Origin of the sequence: Chryseobacterium elymi, assembly GCF_003385495.1 — a bacterium.
GTDB classification, from domain to species: domain Bacteria; phylum Bacteroidota; class Bacteroidia; order Flavobacteriales; family Weeksellaceae; genus Chryseobacterium; species Chryseobacterium elymi.
Window position 1 is genome coordinate 466,755 of the sequence record NZ_QNUH01000001.1, and the last position, 22,550, is coordinate 489,304.

General features: G+C 37.4%; 24 protein-coding genes. 8 read left to right on the forward strand and 16 right to left on the reverse strand.

Translation table 11 applies throughout. The features are described 5' to 3' along the window. The first annotated feature begins 19 nt into the window (after nucleotides 1-19). Nucleotides 20-1,141 (forward strand): glycosyltransferase family protein, encoded by a 1,122-nt coding sequence (locus DRF60_RS02050; protein WP_116010448.1) that lies wholly within the window; start codon nucleotides 20-22, stop codon nucleotides 1,139-1,141. On the opposite strand, the gene DRF60_RS02055 is transcribed toward DRF60_RS02050, so the two are convergent. Genes DRF60_RS02055 through DRF60_RS02070 form a run of 4 tightly spaced genes read right to left on the reverse strand, consistent with a single transcriptional unit; the run spans nucleotide 1,131 to nucleotide 3,893 of the window. After that, a complete protein-coding gene (locus tag DRF60_RS02055) occupies nucleotides 1,131-2,102 on the reverse strand; it encodes a glycosyltransferase family 9 protein (protein WP_238639957.1) in 972 nt (323 codons plus the stop codon). The genes DRF60_RS02050 and DRF60_RS02055 overlap by 11 nt on opposite strands. Before the next feature lie 2 nt (nucleotides 2,103-2,104). Then, nucleotides 2,105-2,524, reverse strand: a complete 420-nt coding sequence (locus DRF60_RS02060; RefSeq protein ID WP_116010450.1) for a SufE family protein — start codon at nucleotides 2,522-2,524, stop codon at nucleotides 2,105-2,107. Nucleotides 2,525-2,574: 50 nt separating this feature from the next. Then, nucleotides 2,575-3,669 (reverse strand): glycosyltransferase, encoded by a 1,095-nt coding sequence (locus DRF60_RS02065; protein ID WP_116010451.1) that lies wholly within the window; start codon nucleotides 3,667-3,669, stop codon nucleotides 2,575-2,577. Continuing rightward, nucleotides 3,669-3,893, reverse strand: coding sequence for a uroporphyrinogen decarboxylase (locus DRF60_RS02070; RefSeq protein WP_111954019.1), 225 nt, complete (start codon nucleotides 3,891-3,893; stop codon nucleotides 3,669-3,671). Before DRF60_RS02070 ends, DRF60_RS02065 begins: the two co-directional genes overlap by 1 nt. A 152-nt stretch (nucleotides 3,894-4,045) precedes the next feature. Between DRF60_RS02070 and DRF60_RS02075 the strand changes: the two genes are divergently transcribed. Then, nucleotides 4,046-6,580, forward strand: coding sequence for an ATP-dependent Clp protease ATP-binding subunit (locus DRF60_RS02075; RefSeq protein WP_116010541.1), 2,535 nt, complete (start codon nucleotides 4,046-4,048; stop codon nucleotides 6,578-6,580). A 118-nt stretch (nucleotides 6,581-6,698) separates the two neighbouring features. Here DRF60_RS02075 and DRF60_RS02080 read toward each other — a convergent pair whose 3' ends face one another. Continuing rightward, a complete protein-coding gene (locus tag DRF60_RS02080) occupies nucleotides 6,699-7,226 on the reverse strand; it encodes a hypothetical protein (protein ID WP_116010452.1) in 528 nt (175 codons plus the stop codon). Between the two features lie 117 nt (nucleotides 7,227-7,343). Between DRF60_RS02080 and mnmA the strand changes: the two genes are divergently transcribed. Beyond that, the gene (mnmA, locus tag DRF60_RS02085; protein WP_116010453.1) at nucleotides 7,344-8,531 is read left to right on the forward strand and encodes a tRNA 2-thiouridine(34) synthase MnmA; all 1,188 of its coding nucleotides are present in this window, start codon (nucleotides 7,344-7,346) and stop codon (nucleotides 8,529-8,531) included. An 80-nt stretch (nucleotides 8,532-8,611) separates the two neighbouring features. Further along, entirely contained in the window at nucleotides 8,612-8,818 is a 207-nt protein-coding gene (locus tag DRF60_RS02090) for a hypothetical protein (protein WP_116010454.1), read from the forward strand. 72 nt (nucleotides 8,819-8,890) lie between these two features. On the opposite strand, the gene DRF60_RS02095 is transcribed toward DRF60_RS02090, so the two are convergent. Continuing rightward, on the reverse strand, nucleotides 8,891-9,244 hold the full coding sequence (locus tag DRF60_RS02095; protein ID WP_116010455.1) for a hypothetical protein: 354 nt from the start codon (nucleotides 9,242-9,244) through the stop codon (nucleotides 8,891-8,893). A 15-nt stretch (nucleotides 9,245-9,259) separates the two neighbouring features. Beyond that, nucleotides 9,260-10,015, reverse strand: a complete 756-nt coding sequence (locus DRF60_RS21045; RefSeq protein WP_157967917.1) for a glycine-rich domain-containing protein — start codon at nucleotides 10,013-10,015, stop codon at nucleotides 9,260-9,262. A 149-nt stretch (nucleotides 10,016-10,164) separates the two neighbouring features. Here DRF60_RS21045 and DRF60_RS02115 point away from each other — a divergent pair, with 149 nt between their 5' ends. Further along, entirely contained in the window at nucleotides 10,165-11,061 is an 897-nt protein-coding gene (locus DRF60_RS02115; protein WP_116010459.1) for a hypothetical protein, read from the forward strand. Nucleotides 11,062-11,193: 132 nt separating this feature from the next. Here the strand turns inward: DRF60_RS02115 and DRF60_RS02120 are convergent, their stop codons facing one another. From DRF60_RS02120 to DRF60_RS02155, 8 genes are all read right to left on the reverse strand, one after another. Continuing rightward, nucleotides 11,194-11,937: a LytR/AlgR family response regulator transcription factor gene (locus tag DRF60_RS02120; protein WP_116010460.1), complete on the reverse strand. Its 744-nt coding sequence runs from the start codon at nucleotides 11,935-11,937 to the stop codon at nucleotides 11,194-11,196. A 47-nt stretch (nucleotides 11,938-11,984) separates the two neighbouring features. Beyond that, nucleotides 11,985-12,260: a 2TM domain-containing protein gene (locus tag DRF60_RS02125; protein ID WP_116010461.1), complete on the reverse strand. Its 276-nt coding sequence runs from the start codon at nucleotides 12,258-12,260 to the stop codon at nucleotides 11,985-11,987. Between the two features lie 23 nt (nucleotides 12,261-12,283). Next, complete coding sequence (locus DRF60_RS02130; protein WP_116010462.1) at nucleotides 12,284-12,580, reverse strand: 2TM domain-containing protein; 297 nt, start codon at nucleotides 12,578-12,580, stop codon at nucleotides 12,284-12,286. Nucleotides 12,581-12,935: 355 nt separating this feature from the next. Continuing rightward, a complete protein-coding gene (locus DRF60_RS21500) occupies nucleotides 12,936-13,304 on the reverse strand; it encodes an isoprenylcysteine carboxylmethyltransferase family protein (protein ID WP_238639959.1) in 369 nt (122 codons plus the stop codon). 53 nt (nucleotides 13,305-13,357) lie between these two features. Continuing rightward, nucleotides 13,358-13,660 (reverse strand): 2TM domain-containing protein, encoded by a 303-nt coding sequence (locus tag DRF60_RS02140; protein WP_116010463.1) that lies wholly within the window; start codon nucleotides 13,658-13,660, stop codon nucleotides 13,358-13,360. Further along, nucleotides 13,638-14,978 (reverse strand): 2TM domain-containing protein, encoded by a 1,341-nt coding sequence (locus tag DRF60_RS02145; protein ID WP_116010464.1) that lies wholly within the window; start codon nucleotides 14,976-14,978, stop codon nucleotides 13,638-13,640. The genes DRF60_RS02140 and DRF60_RS02145 overlap by 23 nt, the downstream gene beginning before the upstream one ends. A gap of 129 nt (nucleotides 14,979-15,107) precedes the next feature. Next, on the reverse strand, nucleotides 15,108-15,758 hold the full coding sequence (locus DRF60_RS02150) for a hypothetical protein (protein ID WP_116010542.1): 651 nt from the start codon (nucleotides 15,756-15,758) through the stop codon (nucleotides 15,108-15,110). An 82-nt stretch (nucleotides 15,759-15,840) separates the two neighbouring features. Beyond that, nucleotides 15,841-18,084: a TonB-dependent receptor gene (locus tag DRF60_RS02155; RefSeq protein WP_116010465.1), complete on the reverse strand. Its 2,244-nt coding sequence runs from the start codon at nucleotides 18,082-18,084 to the stop codon at nucleotides 15,841-15,843. A 191-nt stretch (nucleotides 18,085-18,275) separates the two neighbouring features. Between DRF60_RS02155 and DRF60_RS02160 the strand changes: the two genes are divergently transcribed. Then, nucleotides 18,276-18,779 (forward strand): superoxide dismutase family protein, encoded by a 504-nt coding sequence (locus DRF60_RS02160; protein ID WP_116010543.1) that lies wholly within the window; start codon nucleotides 18,276-18,278, stop codon nucleotides 18,777-18,779. Nucleotides 18,780-18,831: 52 nt separating this feature from the next. Here DRF60_RS02160 and DRF60_RS02165 read toward each other — a convergent pair whose 3' ends face one another. Next, complete coding sequence (locus DRF60_RS02165; protein ID WP_116010466.1) at nucleotides 18,832-20,961, reverse strand: carboxy terminal-processing peptidase; 2,130 nt, start codon at nucleotides 20,959-20,961, stop codon at nucleotides 18,832-18,834. 145 nt (nucleotides 20,962-21,106) lie between these two features. Between DRF60_RS02165 and surE the strand changes: the two genes are divergently transcribed. Further along, a complete protein-coding gene (gene surE / locus DRF60_RS02170; protein WP_116010467.1) occupies nucleotides 21,107-21,877 on the forward strand; it encodes a 5'/3'-nucleotidase SurE in 771 nt (256 codons plus the stop codon). Further along, entirely contained in the window at nucleotides 21,877-22,542 is a 666-nt protein-coding gene (locus tag DRF60_RS02175; RefSeq protein WP_116010468.1) for a GNAT family N-acetyltransferase, read from the forward strand. Before surE ends, DRF60_RS02175 begins: the two co-directional genes overlap by 1 nt. Nucleotides 22,543-22,550: the final 8 nt, after the last annotated feature.

A 22,550-nucleotide genomic window follows, 5' to 3' on the forward strand; every position in this document is an offset into this window, starting at 1 on the left:
AGCCATAAATACACTTTTTTTGAAGGAACTCCATCTTATATCATTCAATTATCCATATCCTCCCTCCTACGGCGGGATTATTGATGTTTATTATAAGATTAAAGCATTGTCCGGATTAGGTATTAAGATACATCTTCATTGTTTTGCAGATAGCATTCCGGAAACAGTTCACCAGGAAATTAAAAGCATTACGGAGAATATTTTCTTTTACAAAAAGAAGAAAAATCCCTTCCATTATCTTTCGATGGTACCTTTTGCAGTGGCTATAAGAACTTCTGATGCTCTTTTTGAAAATCTCATGAGGATAGAGGCTCCAGTATTGTTTGAAGGGCTGCAAACCACTCAAATTGTCAGCAGATTAAAAAACAAAGGCTATAAGCTCTATCTCAGATTCCACAACAATGAATCAGAATATTATAAAGGCCTTTCTGCCTCAGAAAAAAATATTTTTAAAAAGATCATTTACAGGATAGAATCTTTAAAATTTGCTGATTATCAGAAAAAGGTTTTAAAGGAGTTCGAAAGCGTATTCTGTCTTTCTGAAAAAGAATTTAATGAAGTAAATTCATATTCAAAAAATGCCCGGCTTATTCATATCTTTCATGGCAATAAATCTGTAAAGCATTTGAACGGAAAAGGTGATTATTTTCTTTTCCATGGTGATTTGAGTGTCTCTGACAACAAAAAAGCATTGGAAGAAACCATCAGCCTGTTTAAAAACCTTCCTCAGTATAGACTTGTAGTAGCTTCCGACCGAGCCGGTGACGATTTAAAAAAGAAGATTAACAGCATCGGAAATATAAATCTTGTCCCTATTGAAACCAGTGAAAATCTTCGCCTCCTTTTTGAAAATGCCCACGCCAATATCCTCCTCTCCTATCAGAACTCGGGCACAAAGGTAAAGGTATTTAACACACTGTATAACAGCAGGTTTGTTATTATTAATCAGAACATCACAGATGATCCTGCCCTGATGAGTTTATGCTGTCTGGGTTCTACTTTGGATGAAATCCGCCAACGGATCATTGAAATGGCAGCTGAAGATTATAATGAAAATGAAATCAGAAGTAAAGTTCTGGGAAAGAACTATTCTGATGATGCTAAGGCGGAAGAAATGTGTAAGGTAATTTTTAAGAATTAACAGCTTTTACTATTTTCTGGATATTAAGTTCTTCAAGACAGGCCCAGTCACCACGGTAACATTCTTTATCTCCAAAAACAGAGCAAGGTCTACAGGTAAGATCTGTCACCTGGACCACATCGTTTTCGCTTTGCCCAAAGCCCAGAAATCCTGCATAAGGATGCGTTGAGCCCCAAACGGAAATACATCTGGTTCCCATAAGGCTGGCAAGATGCATATTGGCGGAATCCATGGAAATCATCAGCTCCAGTTCAGAAATTTTCTGAAGCTCTTCTGAAAGATTCAGTTTTCCTGAAAGGCTTTTGGTATTCGGGATTTCACTTTCCCATTTTTCAAGGGTTTCCGTTTCTTTTTTGCCGCCTCCAAAGAAATATATGGTCTGCTTTTTTGAAAGAATTTTTGCCAGCTCATATGATTTTTCCAAAGGAAGCATTTTTCCTCTGTGCTGTGCAAAAGGAGCCAGCCCAATTCCCGATTTTTGTCCTGAAGCCGGTCTAAGCTTGTGAGAAAGCTCTACTTTGAAACCCATCGCACGGAAAACGTCTGCATAACGCTCTACAGTCTTTTTTAGCTGAACTTTATTCAAATTCCATACGTCTGTAAGCTCTTCCTTTTCTTCTTTTCCTTTGTTTATTTTAAAGACTTTATATCCTTTTCTTCTGTATATTCTATCCAGGATTTTGGTTCTTATCACATCATGAAGATTGGCTATAAAGTCAGGATGGAATTCTTTGATCAGCTCATTGGCTAGTCTTCTCAATCCAAAGATACCTTTATAGTCATCAAGGTTAATTCCTATAAATGTTACATTAGGAATATCAGTAAATAAGCTTTCGAAGTTTTTTCTGGAAACCATAATAATTTCCACATCAGGATTCTGTTCCAGAAATTCCCGAAAGACAGGCGCCGTCATTGCGACATCGCCAAAAGCAGAAAAACGATATGCTAGAATTCTGGTCACGGCTACGATTTTAGCTGATAGGCAACTGCGTAAAATTTGATCTGCTTTGTCATCGCCATTAATCCGTTTGCTCTGGACGGTGAAAGAAATTCCTGAAGCCCTATCTCTGAAATGAATTCAAAATCAGAATCTAAAATTTCCTGAGTGGAATGACCGCTGTAAATGCTTACCAGAAGAGAAACAATACCTTTCGGAAGAATTCCGTCGGAGTCTGCATCGAAAAAAAGCTTACCATCTTTAAATTCAGCATCAATCCATACCTTACTCTGGCAGCCTTTGATTAGATTATCATCCGTTTTGCGGTCTTCGGGAAGTCCTTTTAACTCTTTCCCAAGGTCAATAATATACTCATACTTTTGCTCCCAGTCATCAAGAAACGCAAACTCTTCAATGATTTCCTGCTGTTTTTCTTTAATGGTCATTTTTTTTAACAAATTTTTAATGCAAAGATACCATTTTTTATAAAGATTATTTATTTTGATGCTTTTTCAAAAACTTTCAGGAGTTTTATTTCTTCATTTTCCCAGCAAAATACTTTAGAAGCCTTTTCAAGTTCATCCTGATAGCTTTCTCTTCCGTTATCAAGGATTTTCTGTACTGCAACAGCAATATTTTCAGGCCTGTGGTCTTTAATAATTTCTCCCACATCAAATTGCTTTTTGATATTCTGCATTTCGGGAAGATCCGACAGCACTAATGGGACACGGGATTGAATGCAGTCTAAAACCTTGTTCGGAAGTGAATAAAAGTAACTCTCACCTCCATTTTCTTCGATACTCATCCCCACATCGGCAGTTAACGTTATTTTTCTCAGATCTTCCGGTTTTAATTTTCCTAAGAACCGGACTTTATGTTCAAGTTTTTCTTTACTGACGAGATCTTCATATTCTTTTTTTCTCGGACCATCACCTGCTATCTTAAAAACCACACCGTCAAGATGATGCATTGCCAGAATAGCCTTGTCAATACCCCGAAAAGGATTAATCGCTCCCTGATATAAAAATATTTTAGGATTATTTTCGGGAATTTCTATTGTAAAATCCTGTCGCCTGGGTGCATTTTGGATAACTACCGGATCAACTCCGTATTTCTTTTGGAACCATTCTGCATAACTTCCGCTGGCCGTCATCATCAATTTAAGCCTGGGTATGATTTCCTTTTCTAAATACCTCCAGATTTTTTGTGACATTTTGCCCTGAATTGCAGGCATTTCTGAAAAAATTTCATGACTATCAAAAACCAACGGGATATTTAATTTTTTGGAAATAAGATAATTGGGCAATAGTGCGTCAACGTCGTTAGCATGAAGAATTGTATTATGATCTGCCTTTTTCTTTAGTAGATGATACAGTTTCCAGTTAAATTCGAAGTAGGCGGTTTTTAAACTTGTGGAAGATAAATGTATCCTTGAAAACGGATAAGGCCGCTCCATGGATTCCGCTCCTTTCCAGTCATTCCCTATCAGCTCTATCTGGTACCCGTTCTCATATAAAGTCCTGCATACCTTTTCTATTCGCTGGTCTGTATACAGATTACTGAAAGCAGAGGTAATTATTTTTTTTTTCATTACTTTTTATTTCCGGCCAGTAAATGATACACCTGAATAAAGCAGATCAGTCCATTTGGGATAATAACCGGCCAGAGCATTCCGTTGAAGATACCATAAATGACAAAGCAGATACAGCCTATCATATTGACTATTCTAATTTTTCTTACATCTTTTAATATAAAGCTCAGTACTATAAAAATGGATGCAGAATAACCAATATATGTAGTAATTTCGGGATTCATGGGGAATTTTTAAAGGATAACAAACTTAATCATTTTCAATAAGATAATAAAATTTTTTCTGCCATAAAGTCATTAATTGATTTTTGGTAAAATATTTGTAATTTAGATAATGAATAAATGGCACCGCTGCCATTATTCTAATGAGATATATTATGGATTATAAGTTTTCACAAGGTTTGAGCCAAGTGTTCAAACAAAGCAAGAGCGAAGCGAAAAGGCTCAAAAGTGAATTTCTTAATACAGAACATCTACTTTTAGGTATTATAAAAACAGAAAACTCTGCAAAAGAAATCCTTCAAAACCTTAATGCGGATTTAACACAAATCAGAAGAAAAATTGAAACTCTAAATACAGCAAGTCTTAATCCTATTTCTGAGGAGGTTACTAATATTTCTTTCACGAAGATGGCAGATCATGCCATTAAACGTGCTGAGCTGGAATGCAGACAATATAAAAGCAATGAAATTAATACCGTTCATCTGCTTTTAGGCATTCTTTACAAATATGAGGACCCCACTTCGAATATCCTGGGAGCTTATGACATCGATTATGAAGGAGTTTCAAGAGAATACCAGACCATGCTTAAAAATTCCGGGCAGGCACCACAAATGAGTGCTTATGATGATGATGATGACAGAGAGGAATTTGAACAGATGAGAAAGCCTTCAGGAAATTTAGGTTCTGCAAAAAGTAAAACGCCTACACTGGATAACTTTGGAAGGGACTTAACTTCTTTGGCAAGAGACGGAAAACTAGACCCGGTAATCGGTCGTGAAAAAGAAATTGAGCGAGTTTCTCAGATCTTATCGCGAAGAAAGAAAAACAATCCGCTTCTTATCGGGGAGCCGGGAGTTGGTAAATCTGCGATTGCGGAAGGGTTGGCTTTAAGAATTCAACAGAAAAAGGTTTCCAGGGTTCTTTACGGAAAACGTGTCATTACTTTGGATCTGGCAAGTTTAGTGGCCGGAACAAAATACCGTGGTCAGTTTGAAGAAAGAATGAAGGCTATCATGACCGAGCTGGAAAAAAATCGGGATGTGATCCTATTTATTGATGAGCTTCATACTATTGTAGGTGCGGGAAGTTCTACAGGAAGTTTAGATGCATCAAATATGTTTAAACCGGCTTTGGCAAGAGGTGAAATTCAATGCATCGGGGCTACAACTCTGGACGAATACCGTCAGTATATTGAGAAAGACGGAGCTTTGGAAAGAAGATTCCAGAAGGTAATGGTAGAGCCTACCAATATTGATGAAACCATTCAGATCCTGAATCAGATTAAAGATAAATATGAAGAGCATCATAATGTAGTCTATACTCCGGAAGCTATTCTGGCGTGTGTCAATTTGACATCAAGATATATTACAGACCGTTTCTTACCGGACAAAGCTATTGATGCCATGGATGAAGCCGGTTCACGTGTTTATATCAAAAACATGAAAGTTCCGACTGAAATCATTGATTTTGAGAAGAAAATCGAGGATATTAAAGAAATGAAGCAGAAAGCAGTTAAGGCTCAGGATTATCTTGAGGCCAGAAAGCTTAAAGATGAAGAGGAGCGTCTCCAGATGGAACTGAATGCAGCTCAGGAGAAATGGGATAAGGATGTAAAGGAGAAAAAAGAGACCGTAACGGAAGAAAATGTAGCAGAAGTGGTTTCTATGATGAGCGGTGTTCCGGTAACGAAAGTCGGCAAAAATGAGCTTGACAAATTAGCTCAGATGGATGAGAAACTGAACGGAAAAGTGATCGGCCAGGAAGATGCTGTGAAGAAGGTTGTGAAAGCAATTCAGAGAAACAGAGCCGGTCTTAAAGATCCGAACCGTCCTATCGGTACTTTTATTTTCCTTGGTACTACCGGGGTTGGTAAAACCGAGCTTGCCAAAGTAATGGCAAGAGAGCTTTTCGAGTCTGATGAATCCCTGATCCGAATTGACATGAGTGAGTACATGGAAAAATTTGCGGTTTCAAGATTGGTTGGTGCGCCTCCTGGATACGTTGGATACGAAGAAGGCGGACAGCTGACTGAAGCGGTGAGAAGAAAGCCTTATGCTGTGGTTCTTCTGGATGAGATTGAAAAGGCCCACCCTGATGTGTTCAACATTCTTTTACAGATTCTGGATGAAGGTCATGTTACAGACAGCTTGGGAAGAAAAATTGATTTTAGAAATACGATCATTATCCTTACTTCAAACATCGGAACAAGAGATCTTAAAGATTTCGGAGACGGTGTAGGATTCGGAACTTCAGCTAAAAAAACAAGTACAGATTCAAGAGCAAGAAGTACAATTGAAAATGCACTTAAGAAAGCATTTGCTCCGGAATTCTTAAACAGAATTGATGATATTGTGATCTTCAACTCTCTTGTACAGGATGATATTAAAAGAATTATTGATATCGAACTGAACAAGCTTTATGGCAGACTTGAAAAATTAGGCTATAAAGTTGAGTTAACTGAAGAGGCAAAAGACTTTATCTCTGAAAAAGGATGGGATAAAGACTTTGGAGCAAGACCGTTGAAACGTGCTATTCAGAAATATATTGAAGATTTATTGGCAGAAATGCTGGTAAACAAGCAATTATCTGAAGGAGAAACAGTGATTCTTGATCTTAATGACGCCAAAGACGCATTAATCGGAAAGGCTCCTAAAGCTAAAAAAACGACTGAAAAGTCTTCTCAATCGTAATTGATTAACATCATATATTGAAAAGCACCGGAAAATCCGGTGCTTTTTGTTTTTATATGTTTTGGCGAAAGCCGGTCCGGAGACGGATGAAAATTAAAAAGTCTTTAGGAATCAAAAATTAAAGTCCTACTACAAAACCTATACTCGGGACAAGGCCACTAGAGAAAGCACTCGAATTTTCTTTCCAAAGTACATTATACATTACCCCGAGCTGCATAAAAGAATTCCCTCCAATTCTCTGCATATAGCCGCCACCAAGATACAGGGCCGCTTCCTGATCATTCACTTTATAATCGTAATATTTGTCCTTATAATTAATGAAATAATGTTGAAGATTAGCACCTACATAAAAGGATCTCGCAAAATAATAATTGGCAAAAGGTCCTGCTCCGAACATCGTGGATTTATAATAATCAGAAGTCTGCCAGGAAACACTTCCTACCACTCCGGCCTCAAGATCATCGGTAAGTCTGTATCCTACTCTGGGAGAAGCCTGAAGATAAAATGAACTGTTGCTGCCAAATCCCAACCCTATTCCTCCACCGAAGGTCCAGCGGTTGGCTTCTGCCACAGGTGCGCTTGTGGTAATCTGGGAAAATACAGATCCTGAAATCATCAGCATTACGGGAATAATAAATTTTTTCATATTAATATCGTTTTTATCAATGTTTAAAATTATGGTTTTTTTGCGAATCTTTTTAATTGTATTTTTGCCGGGTCAAACTAAGGACTCCCGTTAAGAGTTCCGTAAAATTGAAATAAAATGAAAGTAGTCGTAGGATTATCTGGAGGTGTAGACTCCAGTGTTGCAGCATATTTGCTGCAGCAGCAAGGTCATGAAGTTGTGGCTTTGTTTATGAGAAACTGGAATGATGCTTCGGTAACGCTGGAGGATGAATGTCCGTGGATTGAAGACAGCAATGATGCCCTGATGGTCGCTCAGAAATTGGGAATTCCTTTCCAGGTTATCGATATGAGTGAGCTTTACAAAGAGCGCATCGTGGATTATATGTTTGATGAATACCAGAAAGGAAGAACTCCGAACCCGGATGTTCTATGCAACAGAGAAGTAAAATTTGATGTTTTTATGAAAACGGCAATGTCTTTAGGAGCTGATAAAGTAGCTACGGGACATTACGCCCGGGTTAGCTCCACTTTTGATGAAAACGGAAAGGAAATTTTCCATCTTTTAGCAGGAAAGGATAACAATAAAGACCAGTCTTATTTTCTTTGTCAGCTGAGCCAGGATCAGCTGTCAAAAGCGCTGTTCCCTATCGGAGAACTTACCAAGCCTGAGGTAAGGAAAATTGCTAAAGAGATAGGTCTTGTAACTGCCGACAAAAAGGATTCGCAAGGACTGTGCTTTATCGGGAAAGTAAGTCTTCCCCAGTTTTTGCAGCAGCAGCTGGTTCCCAAAGAAGGGGAAATTGTGGAGATCTTCAAAGATTCACCTTTATTTTCAGCGGAAAAACCTGAATTTTCTTCGAAGGAAGAAGAGCTGGAGTTTTTATCCAGGAAAATAAATTATAAAAAATCTGACGGTAAAGTGATCGGAAAGCATCAGGGTGCTCAGTTTTTTACGATCGGACAAAGCAAAGGACTTGGTATCGGAGGGCATAAAGAAAGCTGTTTTATCATCTCCAGAGACATGGAAAACAACATTATTTTTGTAGGTGAAGGCCACAGCTCTCCGGGACTGCACAAAAAAGCATTAAAAATTGATAATTCTGAAGTACACTGGGTTCGTGAGGATATGCAGCTTGAAAATGGAGAATCTATGGAAGTAATGGCGAGATTCAGATACAGGCAATCATTACAGAAAGCAGTTCTGTATCAGTTTGAAAATGCAGCTTATATCGAATTTGAAGAACCACAGTCGGCGATTGCAGAGGGACAGTTTGCTGCCTGGTATATTGGTGAAGAGCTGATTGGAAGCGGCGTGATTGCATAGCGAAAAGTTTTTTGAAAATTTTCTGTAACGAATTTTGGATTGTTAGACTTACTCAGTAAATAACAATAAAAAATATCACTATGAAAATGACTTCAAAAATCCAGTATGCTTTTGTGAATCAAATTTTAATCGCTGTTATAGGTGCTGTTTTTGGTTTTAATCTTTATCAGGCTATTGTACATCAGGAAACTACCAGTATTGCGTTAACGCTTATTTTTGCTGTTGTAACTTCGGTTATGATCCGCAGATATAACAACGCAGCGGAAAAGGAAAAACAGAACAATTAAATCATTTTAATGATCCTTATAAATCCCGAAGCATTTATGTTTCGGGTTTTGTTTTTATTGCGTATTGAACTTTTAGTATTTAGTTTTATCCTTGAATTCAGCTGATATAAAAATCACATTAACAATAATTTCAGCTACCAGAATACTGATTAAAATTCCTATCGGACGGTCTAAGCTCAGTCCCCTGAATAATTTGACAATGCCTAAGAGGAAAATAAAAATCATGAAGTAAAAGGAAACCTTTGAAAGATTCTCTCTGAAAAATTTTAAACAGATAACAGAGAAATAAAACCCTATGGTCAGGGTGAAATAGAATTTTAAAAATTCCGGTCCTCTTAAAATAATAGGATTAAATGTATGGCAGTATATAGCCAGTCCTATAAAGCTTACCAATATCGGTATTGAGTGGATGATTATCTTTTTCATAACGATGTATTTTGTTTATCCTCCACATCCTCCACCGCAACCGCCACAACCTCCGCCGCATCCCCCACTACATCCACCACCTCCTCCATCACCACTGCAGCTGGAAGCACCACCATCGCCACCTCCTTCTATACTTCGATCATCCTTCTTTTTACCGGCGATATTTTCGCTGTTACCCTGAAATGCGCCGACAATATGAAAGAAAATGAAAAAACCAATGATTGGTAATGCCATCAATGTTAATGATCCTAAAACTTCGCCCAAACAGGATGACAGCATAAAAAGAGTAATCAATAAAGGAATGATTCTCAATCTTTTCAGCCAAATTGTCCTGCTCCCGGTTTTCTCTTTCCCGTACCAGATATCCGTTGGGGCTTCCTGCTGAAAGATCTCCTGATAACCTTTCAAGGTATCCGAGAACCATTTCCTGTGTTTGTCTTTTTCTACAAAACCTCCTTTTGAAGGATGGTGGTGCAGTTTCCTTTGTAAAATCCGGGGACAGAATTCTTCCCAGTAATTCTGGGTATAAATAAGATGCATATGCCAGACTTTATCCACGGTTTCGCTTGGTGAAGCGCCGTTTGGAAGAACACAGCAGAGATAAACAAACTTTTTATACTCTTCTATGGCTTTTTTAGTAAAATCTAAAGTCCAGTTTTCTTCTTTAGCCAGTTTTTTCGAAAAAGGAAAATCAGCATCCGAAGCATCTAATGAAAAACTCTGGATCCTGCTCCAAAGGGTTTCGTCTTTTAATAAGATTGTTGTTTTCATTGTGTTAACTTTTGTTTTTCTACTCAAATATCATTTGATTTTAGAATATAAAAATCTTTCAAAAAACTTATCTTGACGTATAAAAATCTTATATTAGTCTTATAATTTGAAACTTATTTAAAACAGTAATTATTTTAAAGGGTAAACTGATGAAAAAAGAAGATATTCTGCATCTTGAGAAATTAATGAATTTTTTAAGCCTTCATTTTTTAAAGAAGAATCATTGGGGAGATGTGACGAAAACAGAATGGTCATACATCGGGACAGAGCTTAATGATCTGATCATTAGTGATTATTCTGAAAAAGAAATAAAAAAAGAGCCTGATCTCCTGGGATCCAATTACCTCTACGAGCATCTGATTATCAACAAACTAAAGAAATACCAGCAAAATAATAATGCTGTTCTAAGCAGGCCAAATCTTGCTAAACTAAGTCAGATTGTTAAGGTTTTAGGCTATTCCAATTACATTGATTTCATTAACTCCAATACTGAAGCATTCAACTTCAATGATCTCAGGATAGATATGAACAATGTGAATCAGAATACGGCTCTTTTGGACCGCCTGGTTGGCTGCTGGTATTCTTACAACAGAAACCTCCCTGAGAATCCCCTTCAGTCCCGGGAAGAGCGCATATGGCGCTCCGCTATGGAGATCTATAAGTCTGAAACCACGGGCGAATATTTCATCGAAAGAAGCGGCGGAGATCACCATAAGTATTTCGGAAAAGTGACGGCCTACTCCGATTATGTATTCATCATCATGAACAGCAATACATTTATCCGCCAGAGACATTTTATCTCAAGGATAAAAGATATCAAGGAAAAGCTCAAAAATCCAGAATATAAGCTCCATGAGGTTCATTTTATAAGTACATGTATCAGTTTTAATCAGGAGCCAATAGCCCTGTTTGAGATATTTCAGAAAGCAGACAGAAAGACTTTTATTTCTGACTCTATCAGTTTTCCGATTGACAGTGATGAAATCCCAAAATCTATTATACAACAGCTTGAAGATACTGAATCTAACAGAATAGATTACAGATAGTTGCAAACTCCGGGTTCGAGAGTTTCAGTGTAGGAAGAGTTCGGGGTTTAAAGTAAAAAACTCAATCCTGTTTTTCTTTAACCTTGCTCTCGGTCTGATATCTGAGGTCTGAAAATCTCATCTCTAACCAATCTATCCTACCAGCCATTCTTTAAAATCTTTTACCCTGTCCCGGCTGACCGTGATTTCTTCCAGTGGCTGAAACTCCATGTCAACCTTGTAATACGGGGACGTATGGATGTTTTTTATATAGTCTGAATTGATGATAAACTGTCTGTTGACACGGAAAAATTTCTTTTCTTCCAGAATATCTTCAAGCTCATCCAGCGTGAAATCTGAAGGATAAGCACGTTCTCCGGTCTGAAGGTAGACAATCTTGTTTTCACTGAAAAAACAGCTTATTTCCTGTGTCTGGACTATTTTGAGATTATATCCTATTTTCACTAAAACCCTAGAAAGTGTAGACCTTTCTTTCCTGATCAGCTGTTTAATATCTTCAGAACCGGTTGTATTACTGGCGGGGATAAATGATTTGAACTTTTCTACTGCTCCTGAAAGATCTTCTTCCAGAATGGGTTTTAAAAGATAATCAATGCTGTTGAGTTTAAATGCTTTCAAAGTATACTGATCAAAAGCTGTGGTATAAATGATGAAGCCTTTGGTGGGTACTTTCTCAAAAATATCGAAAGATAAGCCGTCACCAAGAACAATATCTGAAAAAATCAGCTGCGGATGCTCGTTTTCAGAAAACCAGTTAATTCCCTCTTCTACAGATTCTATTTTGCCAACGATTTCTATTTCAGGAAAATTACTCAGCATTCTTTCCAGTTTCCTTGAAGCAGGTTTTTCGTCTTCGATAATAACAGTCTTTATCATTGGGGTTATAGTTTTTAGGGAATAAAATTAAAGAAAAAATGCACAGCTTAAAAGTGTATGCTCTTTTTGTTTTTCTTCATCTCTTTTTCTATAATTCCTCTTTCCCATTCTGTGTCCAAAAGGAACAGCTTAACGGCTTTTACAGTCAAAATAATACCCCATATAACCAGAATTACAGATCCGTCGAATAAGGAAAAATCAAATTTTCCATTTTCAAAAAAATCATTGAAAAATATAATTCCGGTTACTATTCCAAACCAAAGAAGGTTTTTGTAAAATTTCTTTAGCTGTGTTACTCTTTCGTATGCGCTATCGTAATTCATGATCTTTAATTTTTGTACTTAAATTATAATGTTTTTATGTTCTTTGCGTCCTGATCCATTAATTCTTTGATCTTTTTTTCTTCCCATTCTTTACCGATCCCGAAAACGTTCACCGCATGTGCTATAATTCCGATTCCCCATCCCAGCATGGGCCAATAGAACCATAAGTGTTTTGGGGATGTGAGCAGATTCAATACGAGCAGGAAAGGAATAACCAAACAGTATGAGGTAAGATTTCCGTAAAATCCTTTTAACTCTTTTACTCTTTTTACAGCTTTTTCATAAGCCAGTGTTTCTTTTGTGTAACCTAATGTTTCCATAATCTTTATTTTAAAAAGGTAATTTGTTTTTGTTGAATCAAAGATAGTTCAGAAATAGGGCTCTAGTCAATTTTATATGACTGAGTGGTAGAATATGCTTTCTGAATCGTAAAAAGATAGGTTACCGTAAGCTTGTTTTGGATATGCCCTCAAATCAGTAAATAAATGGGATGAACTTTTTGGTCTTTTTCCGGTATTCTATATATTCTTCTCCGAATTGATCTATCAGAGCCTGCTCTTCAATTTTTATACGATAAGTGAAAGCGATAAATGGTGGCAGGAACGCCAGGATTAAAGAAACCCAGTTATTAAGATAAAATCCTAATCCTAAAGAGGTTAACAGGGAGAATGTATATTAAGGATGCCTCAGGTATCTGTAGAAGCCGTCTTTCTTGATCTTATGATCTTGTTTTATTGTGACGTCTACTGTAAAATACTTACCTAAAGACCTGATTATTATAAATCTAAAAACAATTCCTATAAGGATAAAAGCTTCGCCTGCATATAAGATCCAGCCGCCTTCCGCAATTGGGAATTTTGTGATATATGATATCGTTACGGAAGCTGCAATGGAAAACGGAATGGCCATCCATAAAATATTCAGTGTAGACTTATCTTTGTCTTTCTTGTCTTCCTTGCTAGATTTCAGCATACTTTTATAGAGAATCTCTGTAAGAAACCAGGCAACCATTGAGATTGTGAACAAAGCTTGGAGTAAATGCATATTTTTAAATTAAGATTAAAAAAGTAAGTTTAAACTTCATTTACGGAACTTTTTCAGTTCTTCTCTTTCTCCATCAGTTTCCGGATTTTCTTTTCCTCCCAATTTTTAACGAAGCTTATATTGGGCAAAAAGGTGATAATAGCATGAGCTACCAGTCCAATTCCCCAAAAAGTCGCCGTAAAGAAGTGTTTGAACTGGAAATAACTCTCTCCGTGTTCTAACTGCTTAATATTATACACTACGATCATAGTATTTACTGCGATATACGAGAATAAATGTCCATAAAATCCCCTTAATCCTTCAACCTGCCTTTTAGCCTGCTGATACCGGATATCATTTTCGTCGTACGTTTCCATTATTTCTATTTTTTTGCTTATCCATAATCTCACGGATTTTCTTTTCTTTCCAGGATTCTCCGACTCCAAACACCCGAAATGCATGGGAAACGATTCCAATTCCCCATCCTAACATGGGATAATAGAACCATAGGTTTTTCGGTGAAGTCATAAGATTAATAATCACTAAAAACGGAATCACAGTACAATAGGAAATTAAATTGGCATAAAAGCTTTTGAGTTCTTTTACGCGTTTTCGGGCCTTCTCATAAGATCCGTTCTCATCCTCCGTTTCTACACTGACCGTGTTTGGTTTATTAGACAGTATCGGAACTTTTACTTTAAAATAATCTTCTGATTTTTCGATGAAAACATTCTTTTTGGTTAGCAGGGCATACCGCTGAACGATATTGGCTAAACCGATTCCGGCACTTTCTTTCATCTGCTCTCTTGCCTGGAGATTGTTTTCTATACATAAGGTATCATTATCCGAAAATATTTTAATGACTAAAGGCTTTGAAGAGGTCGCAAAATTGTGCTTGATGCAGTTTTCCAGCAAAAGCTGTAATGAAAGTGGAACAACATACCTTTTATAATCTTCTTTTTTAACTTCAAAAATAAAGTCTACACTGTCTTCAAATCTTGTTTTTAAAAGATCACAGTAGGTTTTTGCAAATTCGATTTCGTCTTCTATCGTTACAAGCTCTTTATCTTTCTGTTCCAGCACATAGCGGTAAATCTTTGACATCGAGGCTGTAAACTTCTGTGCCTGAATTGGATTCTCATCGATAAGAGAGCTTAATACGTTTAAAGAATTAAATAGGAAATGCGGGTCCAGTTGGTTTTTCAGGCTTTCAAACTGTGCATTGGCAGATTTTGCGATGAGCTTTTGCTCTACCACTTCTTTTCTTGATGTTTTCTTAAGCTCTTCCATGAAGCTTTTTGCATGAAGAAATGCAGAAATCAGAAGTGCAATATTGATCATGAACCAGTTTGTCGTAGCATATTCTCCGGAGAAAAAGGTTTCTGGTGTGGCCACTTTCTGAATCACTACAAAATTGATATAATTACAGAAATATACGAGCATAAAGTTTCCGATAATGATGGAAACAATACTTAAAATGGCTCTCGTTCTAGTCGTTTCGGACCAGGGAAACTTTTTATTGAGAAAGTCATTAATAAAAGCATTTCCAAAACCCAGAACAAAAGAATACATCGTAGAGATCAGCAGCGTAATCAAAAAATTGTAAAAAGTCTTCTCTTTCGTGAAAACCAAGAAGAAAAATAGCGCTGTCGCTAATGATACCCAAAATAAAATTATAAATCCTTTACGTTTCATGATCCGTTTTCTTGGCTCAAAATTAGTCTTTAATAAAGGTATCGAAAATTATTTTTTACTGAAAGGCAGATTTCCCTTTCCGAACGGAATAAAAAAAACCTCCGTGTCAGGAAGGTCTCACTTTTGTTGTTATTTTGCCGGCATACTGATGAAATATTCGGCTTCTGCTCTGCCCCAGTTCGGGTCTAAGGCTGTTTTAGGTTTATAGGCATTAAATTTTGTAATGGCTTCTTTAAACATTTCCATTCCTTTGGTTTTGCTTCCACCATACTGTTCAGGGGTAAAATAGACATCTTCTGCTTTGATAAGAGCTATCCTTGGGTTGGAAGGATCAAGCCTCTCTGCAATACCAAGCTCTTCAGTAGCTTTAGCACCATCTGTCATATAACGCTGAGCCGGGTTGACCATCATTCTTAAAGAAGCTGCCATTTTTCTCAACAAATGGATCTCCGCATTATCTGCTCCCGCAAGATTCTGAGCAGTTGCCAGATATTTATCGGCCTGAGCCGCTGTTTCATCCAGCTCCTGCATATTTCCGTTTCTCATCATCAGCCTTCCTTTTTGAATCTGGGAAAATGCTGCATAATATGGCGGAAGCCATTTTGAGCTTTCTTTACTGCCTATTCTCTGGAAATCGTTAGCCAGAGCCTGGAACTCTTCAGGCGTTTTACATGTTTCTGTTTTCGCAATCTTTTCAGCCATTATTTTTTCGTAATCTGCCTGTGCAAAAGATGTTAAGCTCATAAAAGCTAAAGCAAAGCTTAATAGGTATTTTTTCATTATATCAATTTTTTTAAGTTGGTTAATTGTATTTCCGAAGTTATGTATTTTGCAACGATTGTGATATCTGTTGCTGTTATTTTTATAAATTATTATTGATTGCATCCTGTGTTCTGTCCACTCCAAAACTGATGAAAGCCCCAATAAATACAAAGGTATTGACCGGTGGAACTACTGATGAGCTTCTGGTACCATCCAATGAGAAATTGTACCCATAAACGTTTTTAGATCCTAAAACATTGGAAACACTCAATACAAAAACAGTAAAAGCTTTAGCATCTTTTTTTCCCAGATTCGGAAGATAATTAAAGCTGATATTAAGCGCATTATAATCTTTCAGCTTTCCTTCATTTCTTATATAATTAATCACGTTTCCGCTTTCATCTTTCGTTGTAATATCATAATAAGGGCGACCTTTAGAATAGGTATAAGATAAATTAACACCCAGCTTCCATTCCGGAATAAATCTCTTGGCCACAGCAGAAAGAGTATGTGCGGAAGCGAAATTCGGTTTTAAGCTGACCGGATAATTGATAAAATCCCTCTTTGAATCAAGAAACGAATAGCTGATCCAGTAATCTATATTTTCAAAGGTCTTCTTATCTCGCCAGAAAAGCTCCAGCCCTTTCGCGTATCCAAAACCATTGTTGTTCAGAGCCGTCTGTACCTGCTGATTCTGCTCTTTATCCGGCGTGATATTGAATGTCTTAATTAACTGGTCATATTTTTTATAAAAAGCCTCAAAACGTAAGCTTCTGCCCTCTGACGTTCTCTGAACCTGGAAAATATAATGCTGTGATTTCTGAAAATCAAGATCTGCAGGTCCGTTGATGTATTTGCTTTCAGGGTTTTGATAGAATAATCCGTAGGCAAAGGAAGTTGTCCAGTCTTTTGCCAGGCGGTAAGCTAATGCAAAACGGGGAGCAATATTACTTTTCCCTAAAAACGAAGAATTTTCTGCTCTTATTCCTATTTTTGCCGACAATGCATTGCTGAATCCCAGATCTGTTTCTGCAAAAACAGCAGATATGAGGTCTTTATAATTCTTCTGTACTTCTCCAAAGTTGAGTGTTTCACTCGCATTATTCAATTCAAAACCGGCTCTTACCGCACTGATTTTATTTATTTTCCGTTCAAGAACAGCTTTGAAGTTGATATAATTTCCATCCGTTAAAAGTTGAGATCTTCCTGATTCTGTTCCGTCAGTTTCCGTAGAAAAGTTAAGGTCAGATCTATTATAAGAATAAGAAGTTCCTGCGTTTAAAAGGTATTTCCCGAATTTCTGTTTGAAGGACAGATTATGATAAGTATTTTTTCCTTTAAGCCTTACCACCGCAAAATCATATTCCGGTTCTAAGCTTTCTGCTCTCACCCCCATTTTATTGGAATCGTACATTCCGTAATATTTGAAAAATCCGCCTGATTTTGTTTTAATTCTGAAATTAAAATCGCCGTTTAAGCCCTGCGGAGCATCAATAAAATCTGTATTAAAGTTAAAAACCTTCTGCATAACGCTTAAAAGTGAATATCCCAATGTGGCTCCGAAAGAATGGCTTTTATCTTCTCCAAGCTTCTGGAATCCAGCGCTCAAAAAGATGGGTGAAATTCCAAAATCATAAGAACTCTGCTCAGGAAGATCAACACTTTCCAGCATCAGTGCTCCTGAAAGAGCTTGCCCATATAACGCAGAATATCCGCCGCTAGAAAAAATATTTCCTTTAAAAAGTGATGTATTGAAACGGTCCCTTCCTGCGATTCCCGGAACTGAACTGGAGAAATAATTGTTGATCAGACTACCATCCATAAAGATCTTAGACTCGGTTCCCGTGCCTCCTCTGATGAAAAGACCTTCCGTTTCTCCTACTTTCTGAACACCAGGAAGATAATTCAGGGCTGAAGAGATCTGTCCGTCTGCTCCCGCTGTGGTATAAATATCGATTGGCGTAAGCAGTGCTGTTGCTCTTTTTTTATCACTGGCTTCTATAGACCCTGCGGAAACTACTACCGCATCAATTTCACTGATCTGTTCTTTAAGTTCGGCACTGACTGAAATATCCTGATTATCAATCACAATAGGTTTTTCTACATCCTCGTATTTCGGATGGGTAAATGTCAGTAGGTGATTCCCTTTTTCGGATGTTTCAAAGGAAAAGTTTCCCTGAGCATCCGTAGTAGCACCGTCATAAGTATCTTTTAACGTGATATTTATTTCGCTGATCCCTTTATTTTTAAAAGTAACCTTCCCCGAAATCCTGATCTGTGAATATCCTGCAATAAAGGATAGAAAAGCAATTAAAAGTAACAGTTTATTTCCTTGTGTTTTCATGGGTTTTTATTTTCGGTCCAAAAATAATACGGAATATGTCTTTCTTAAAATAAATTTTACTGAAAGGTATACTTTGGACTCTGAATGGGAAACTCATGTGGTGCTGTTTTTGAAAAAAGGACTGAAATCATAAAGCCTTTCGGAAAATGTTTTATAAATTTATCGTTAAAATCACTTTAAATCATTTAAAAATGAAAGGACAAACAATAGTATTACTGGCGGGATGTGCATTTTTAGCGGCTTCATGCTGCACGACAAAAACGTACACGGTAAACGCTAAGAGTGGAACACAGACGGGTGGAACGGCAAAGTTTACCCAGAAAGGCGAAGAGGTGACCATGAAACTTGAAGTAACAAACCTTACTCCCGGTATTCATGCGGTACATATCCATGAAAAAGGTGACTGTTCTGCGGCCGACGGAACTTCTACAGGAGGACATTGGAATCCCGCCAAGGATGACCATGGAAAATGGGGGGCTGAACATTTCCACATGGGAGATATAGGAAACTTAACGGCTGACCAGACAGGGAAGGCTGTCCTGACTTTCAAAACGAATAAATGGTGTCTTGGCTGTACGGATGAATCTAAAGATATCATCGGAAAAGGGCTTATTGTGCATGCGGCAGCAGATGATTTCCATACTCAGCCTACAGGGAATGCAGGCGGAAGAGTAGGATGTGTAGAGATTAAATAATTTTCTATTGTAATAAAAAAATCCGCTGATGAATATCAGCGGATTTTTTTGTTTATGATTTGCTTCCCATATCGGAAACTATATTCATTGCTTCCTGTAAGTATGGATCCTTTTTCAGATTTTTGATCCACATTTCAGATTTTTTCTTGAAAGCTTCGTCTTTTTTCTCCCTTTCCATTTCAGCCGGATACATCGTGAACTTAAGACCGTTCTCAAATTTGCTTAAAGCTTTGAATTTCTCGATTTGAGCTTTTCTCTGCTTCATCAGTTCATTGAACTTATTGATGTTAAGCGTAATGTTTTCTTCTTTATTCAACTTTTCTCTCCATTGGGCAGATTCAAGCAGAAGCTGATAGTTGCTGTTTTTAGCCATTCTGTCTGCACTTGCTTTTTCAAGAGCCTGAATATTGAAATAGTTCAGTTTCTGGAAATTAGTCGCAGGAATTTTATCCCAAGCCAAAGCAAAATCATCATATCTTTCTCCTACTTCAGCATAGGTAAAGAAATCTTTCATCTGGATATCAGAAACAATCCCTTTTCTCTGTGTAGATTCTCCTGTGATTTTGTAGAACTTCTGAATTGTCAGCTTTAAAGATCCGAAATCATCCTCGGTATTTAAGAACCTGTTCAGGTCTACAAAGGTCTGTACAGTTCCTTTTCCGAAAGACTGCGGAGAACCGATGATCATTGCTCTACCATAATCCTGCATTACACCGGCAAGAATCTCTGAAGCCGAGGCCGAAAGCTCATTCTGCATGATCACTAACGGGCCTGTCCAGATCGGTGTCTCGTTTTTATTCTTTAAGGTCTGGATTTTTCCATTTCCATCTTTTACCTGTACATAAGGTCCTGCATCCATAAAAAGACCCATAATATCACCAACTTCAGTCAATGATCCTCCTCCGTTGTTTCTAAGGTCAAGGACAATTCCTTCAATGTTCTGTCCTTTAAGTTTAATGATCTCATTTTTGATGTCATCGGAAGCATTTCTTCCTTTAGCATCCTCAAAATCAGCATTAAAGCTTGGAAGATTGATAAATCCGTACTTCTTTCCATTCGGAGAGTTTACGACAATACTTCTTGCAAATGTATCTTCAATAGCAACTTCCTCACGGATCATTGTTACATCCTTGATGGTTCCGTCTTTTTTCTGAACCGTTAAGGTTACGGGAGTTCCTTTTTCACCTCTGATAAGCCTTACAGCTTCATCAGAAAGCATTCCCACTACATTTACAGCATCATCCTTCGGTTTCGATTTTACTTTTAAAATCTTGTCGCCTTCAGAAAGCTGTTTAGACTTCCAGGCAGGCGCACCGATCGTTAGTGCTCCCAGGAAAAGGTTCCCTTTTTTCTCCTGAATAAGAGCTCCGATTCCGATGACTTTTCCGGTGAACTGGGTGTCAAAATCTTCCTTGTCTTTTGGAGAATAATAATTGGTATGGGGATCGAATACTTCTGTATACGCATTCATATACACGGTAAACCAATCCATTTTCTTTCTTTTCTTGAATCTTGTGAAGGTATCTTTTACAAGATCTTTCACTTCATCAGTAGCTTTTTTGATCTTCTGATCCTGGTTAAGCGGCTGATATTTGATGGTATCTTTCAGCTTGTACTTCTGAACAGAGTCTTTCTTCTCTTTCTGAGCTTCTTCCTTACTGTTCATAGACTCAATCTCCTGAAGGATATTGTATTTAATATACTTTCTCCACTCGTTATACTGTTCCTGTTTATTGACAGGTACTTTTTTAAGCTTCGGCTCAAGAGTCAATGATTCATCTTCCTCAAGATTAATAGGCTTGCTGAAGATATCCTGAGTGATTTTATCTATTTCATCCACTCTCTGGTAAAGTCTGTCAATGGTAAGTTTGTAGAATATCAGATCTCCCTGGCTGATATAATCATCCAGTTTTGCTTCATGTTTGCTGAATTCATCCATATCCGACTGCAGGAAATATCTTTTAGCAGGATCTACCAGTTCGAAATAATGTTTATAAACGTCCTTGGAATAGGCATCATTGATTGGTTTCGGGCTGTAATGTAAATAAGAAAGTGTATTCTTTACGCTCACCATAATTGTCTGCATCTTTTCATCGTCATTCTTTGGCGAGTTGAAACAAAACATTAGACTTGTCAATGGAATTAAGAGTAAAAATTTATTCAGTTTGAAATTTTTCCACATAAACTGTCTTTATTTATTATTTTTTTTAAAATATTTACTACAATTAGTAGCAGCAATTAATTCGCTGTTACAAACTATCAAATTTAATACCTTATTTATAATTATCAGATAGTTTTGAGTATTTTTGTTAAAATTTAATTTTTTTATGGAAAGACCACTTATTCTGGTAACTAATGATGATGGAATCACAGCACCTGGTATCAGAAATCTTATACAATTCATGAACGAAATAGGAGAAGTTATTGTTGTTGCACCCAACTCTCCCCAAAGTGGAAAAGGCCACGCTATTACAATCAATTCTACTTTAAGCTATGAAGAAGTAACGCTTGATGGACCACAAACAGACTATTCTTGTAGCGGAACTCCTGTTGACTGTGTAAAAATGGCTCTTGACAAAATTCTGACAAGACGTCCGGATATTGTCGTTTCAGGAATTAACCATGGAGCTAATTCTTCAATCAATGTGATCTATTCCGGAACGATGTCTGCTGCTGTAGAAGCTGGTGTGGAAGGAATTCCCGCTATCGGATTTTCTCTCCTGGATTTCAGCTGGGAAGCTGATTTTACCCAGGCAAAAGAACATATTCAGAATATTGTAAGAAGAACTCTTGAAAACCCGATGCCGAAAGGAATTGTACTGAACGTCAATATTCCGAAATTAACTGCAGGAGAAATAAAGGGCATAAAGGTATGCAAGCAGGCCAACGCCAAATGGGAAGAGAGCTTTGACGAAAGAGTAAACCCTCATGGAAAGAAATATTATTGGCTCACAGGTTATTTCAACAATATGGATGATTCTGAAGATGCTGACGAAACGGCATTGGCCAACGGGTATATTTCAATTGTTCCTGTAAAGTTCGACCTTACGGCTTATGAATATATGAAAACTCTTGAGGAAGTAATGAATTTTAACTGATGTACGGAAAGCTAGACAATCCTGTTTATCATTCACTTAATGAATATCACGAAAAGTTCTGCTTTAATTATGGGGACACGAAATTTTATAACCCTGAAGTAGCCTCTTTTGGTGGAGCAGCAGTGATTTCAACAGCAGAAGATATTACAGAATATGCAAAGATCTGTGATGATTTTCTTATTTTCGGAACCCGTCCTGATCTGGGAAACTTAAAAACGGATCTGTCGCAACTTGTCTGTGATCAGTATGTTCTGGAAAATCCCATTCAGAGTGATCTGACTGAGGAAATTATTGAACTGAAAGAAAATAATTATGGTGAGCTTCTGGCATTTGTAATGAAATTCTATCCTTATTATTTTAAAACAAGGACACCTGAGTTGGGCCGTTATTTCGGAATCTTTAAGGAAAGTAAATTAGTTGCAGTAACGGGCGAGAGAATGCAGATGAACGATATGACGGAGGTAAGCGCTGTGATCACAGATACAGATCATCTGGGAAAAGGTTTGGCTAAACAATTGGTGACTTTTGTGTCCGGGAAAATATTTGAAAACGGAAAAACACCTTTCCTGCACGTTGCAGAAAGCAATACCGGAGCTAAAATGCTGTATGAAAAGCTTGGCTTTATGCATAGAGGAACGATAAACTTATGGGGCGTGAAAAGATAATTTCCCGC

Excerpts from the sequence above, each read along its gene's own strand:
- DRF60_RS02060 (WP_116010450.1), bottom strand. The coding sequence starts at position 2,524 with ATGACCATTAAAGAAAAACAGCAGGAAATCATTGAAGAGTTTGCGTTT.
- DRF60_RS02065 (WP_116010451.1), bottom strand. The coding sequence starts at position 3,669 with ATGAAAAAAAAAATAATTACCTCTGCTTTCAGTAATCTGTATACAGAC.
- DRF60_RS02070 (WP_111954019.1), bottom strand. The coding sequence starts at position 3,893 with ATGAATCCCGAAATTACTACATATATTGGTTATTCTGCATCCATTTTT.
- DRF60_RS02075 (WP_116010541.1), top strand. The coding sequence starts at position 4,046 with ATGGATTATAAGTTTTCACAAGGTTTGAGCCAAGTGTTCAAACAAAGC.
- DRF60_RS02080 (WP_116010452.1), bottom strand. The coding sequence starts at position 7,226 with ATGAAAAAATTTATTATTCCCGTAATGCTGATGATTTCAGGATCTGTA.
- mnmA (WP_116010453.1), top strand. The coding sequence starts at position 7,344 with ATGAAAGTAGTCGTAGGATTATCTGGAGGTGTAGACTCCAGTGTTGCA.
- DRF60_RS02090 (WP_116010454.1), top strand. The coding sequence starts at position 8,612 with ATGAAAATGACTTCAAAAATCCAGTATGCTTTTGTGAATCAAATTTTA.
- DRF60_RS02095 (WP_116010455.1), bottom strand. The coding sequence starts at position 9,244 with ATGAAAAAGATAATCATCCACTCAATACCGATATTGGTAAGCTTTATA.
- DRF60_RS21045 (WP_157967917.1), bottom strand. The coding sequence starts at position 10,015 with ATGAAAACAACAATCTTATTAAAAGACGAAACCCTTTGGAGCAGGATC.
- DRF60_RS02115 (WP_116010459.1), top strand. The coding sequence starts at position 10,165 with ATGAAAAAAGAAGATATTCTGCATCTTGAGAAATTAATGAATTTTTTA.
- DRF60_RS02120 (WP_116010460.1), bottom strand. The coding sequence starts at position 11,937 with ATGATAAAGACTGTTATTATCGAAGACGAAAAACCTGCTTCAAGGAAA.
- DRF60_RS02125 (WP_116010461.1), bottom strand. The coding sequence starts at position 12,260 with ATGAATTACGATAGCGCATACGAAAGAGTAACACAGCTAAAGAAATTT.
- DRF60_RS02130 (WP_116010462.1), bottom strand. The coding sequence starts at position 12,580 with ATGGAAACATTAGGTTACACAAAAGAAACACTGGCTTATGAAAAAGCT.
- DRF60_RS21500 (WP_238639959.1), bottom strand. The coding sequence starts at position 13,304 with ATGCATTTACTCCAAGCTTTGTTCACAATCTCAATGGTTGCCTGGTTT.
- DRF60_RS02140 (WP_116010463.1), bottom strand. The coding sequence starts at position 13,660 with ATGGAAACGTACGACGAAAATGATATCCGGTATCAGCAGGCTAAAAGG.
- DRF60_RS02145 (WP_116010464.1), bottom strand. The coding sequence starts at position 14,978 with ATGAAACGTAAAGGATTTATAATTTTATTTTGGGTATCATTAGCGACA.
- DRF60_RS02150 (WP_116010542.1), bottom strand. The coding sequence starts at position 15,758 with ATGAAAAAATACCTATTAAGCTTTGCTTTAGCTTTTATGAGCTTAACA.
- DRF60_RS02155 (WP_116010465.1), bottom strand. The coding sequence starts at position 18,084 with ATGAAAACACAAGGAAATAAACTGTTACTTTTAATTGCTTTTCTATCC.
- DRF60_RS02160 (WP_116010543.1), top strand. The coding sequence starts at position 18,276 with ATGAAAGGACAAACAATAGTATTACTGGCGGGATGTGCATTTTTAGCG.
- DRF60_RS02165 (WP_116010466.1), bottom strand. The coding sequence starts at position 20,961 with ATGTGGAAAAATTTCAAACTGAATAAATTTTTACTCTTAATTCCATTG.
- surE (WP_116010467.1), top strand. The coding sequence starts at position 21,107 with ATGGAAAGACCACTTATTCTGGTAACTAATGATGATGGAATCACAGCA.
- DRF60_RS02175 (WP_116010468.1), top strand. The coding sequence starts at position 21,877 with ATGTACGGAAAGCTAGACAATCCTGTTTATCATTCACTTAATGAATAT.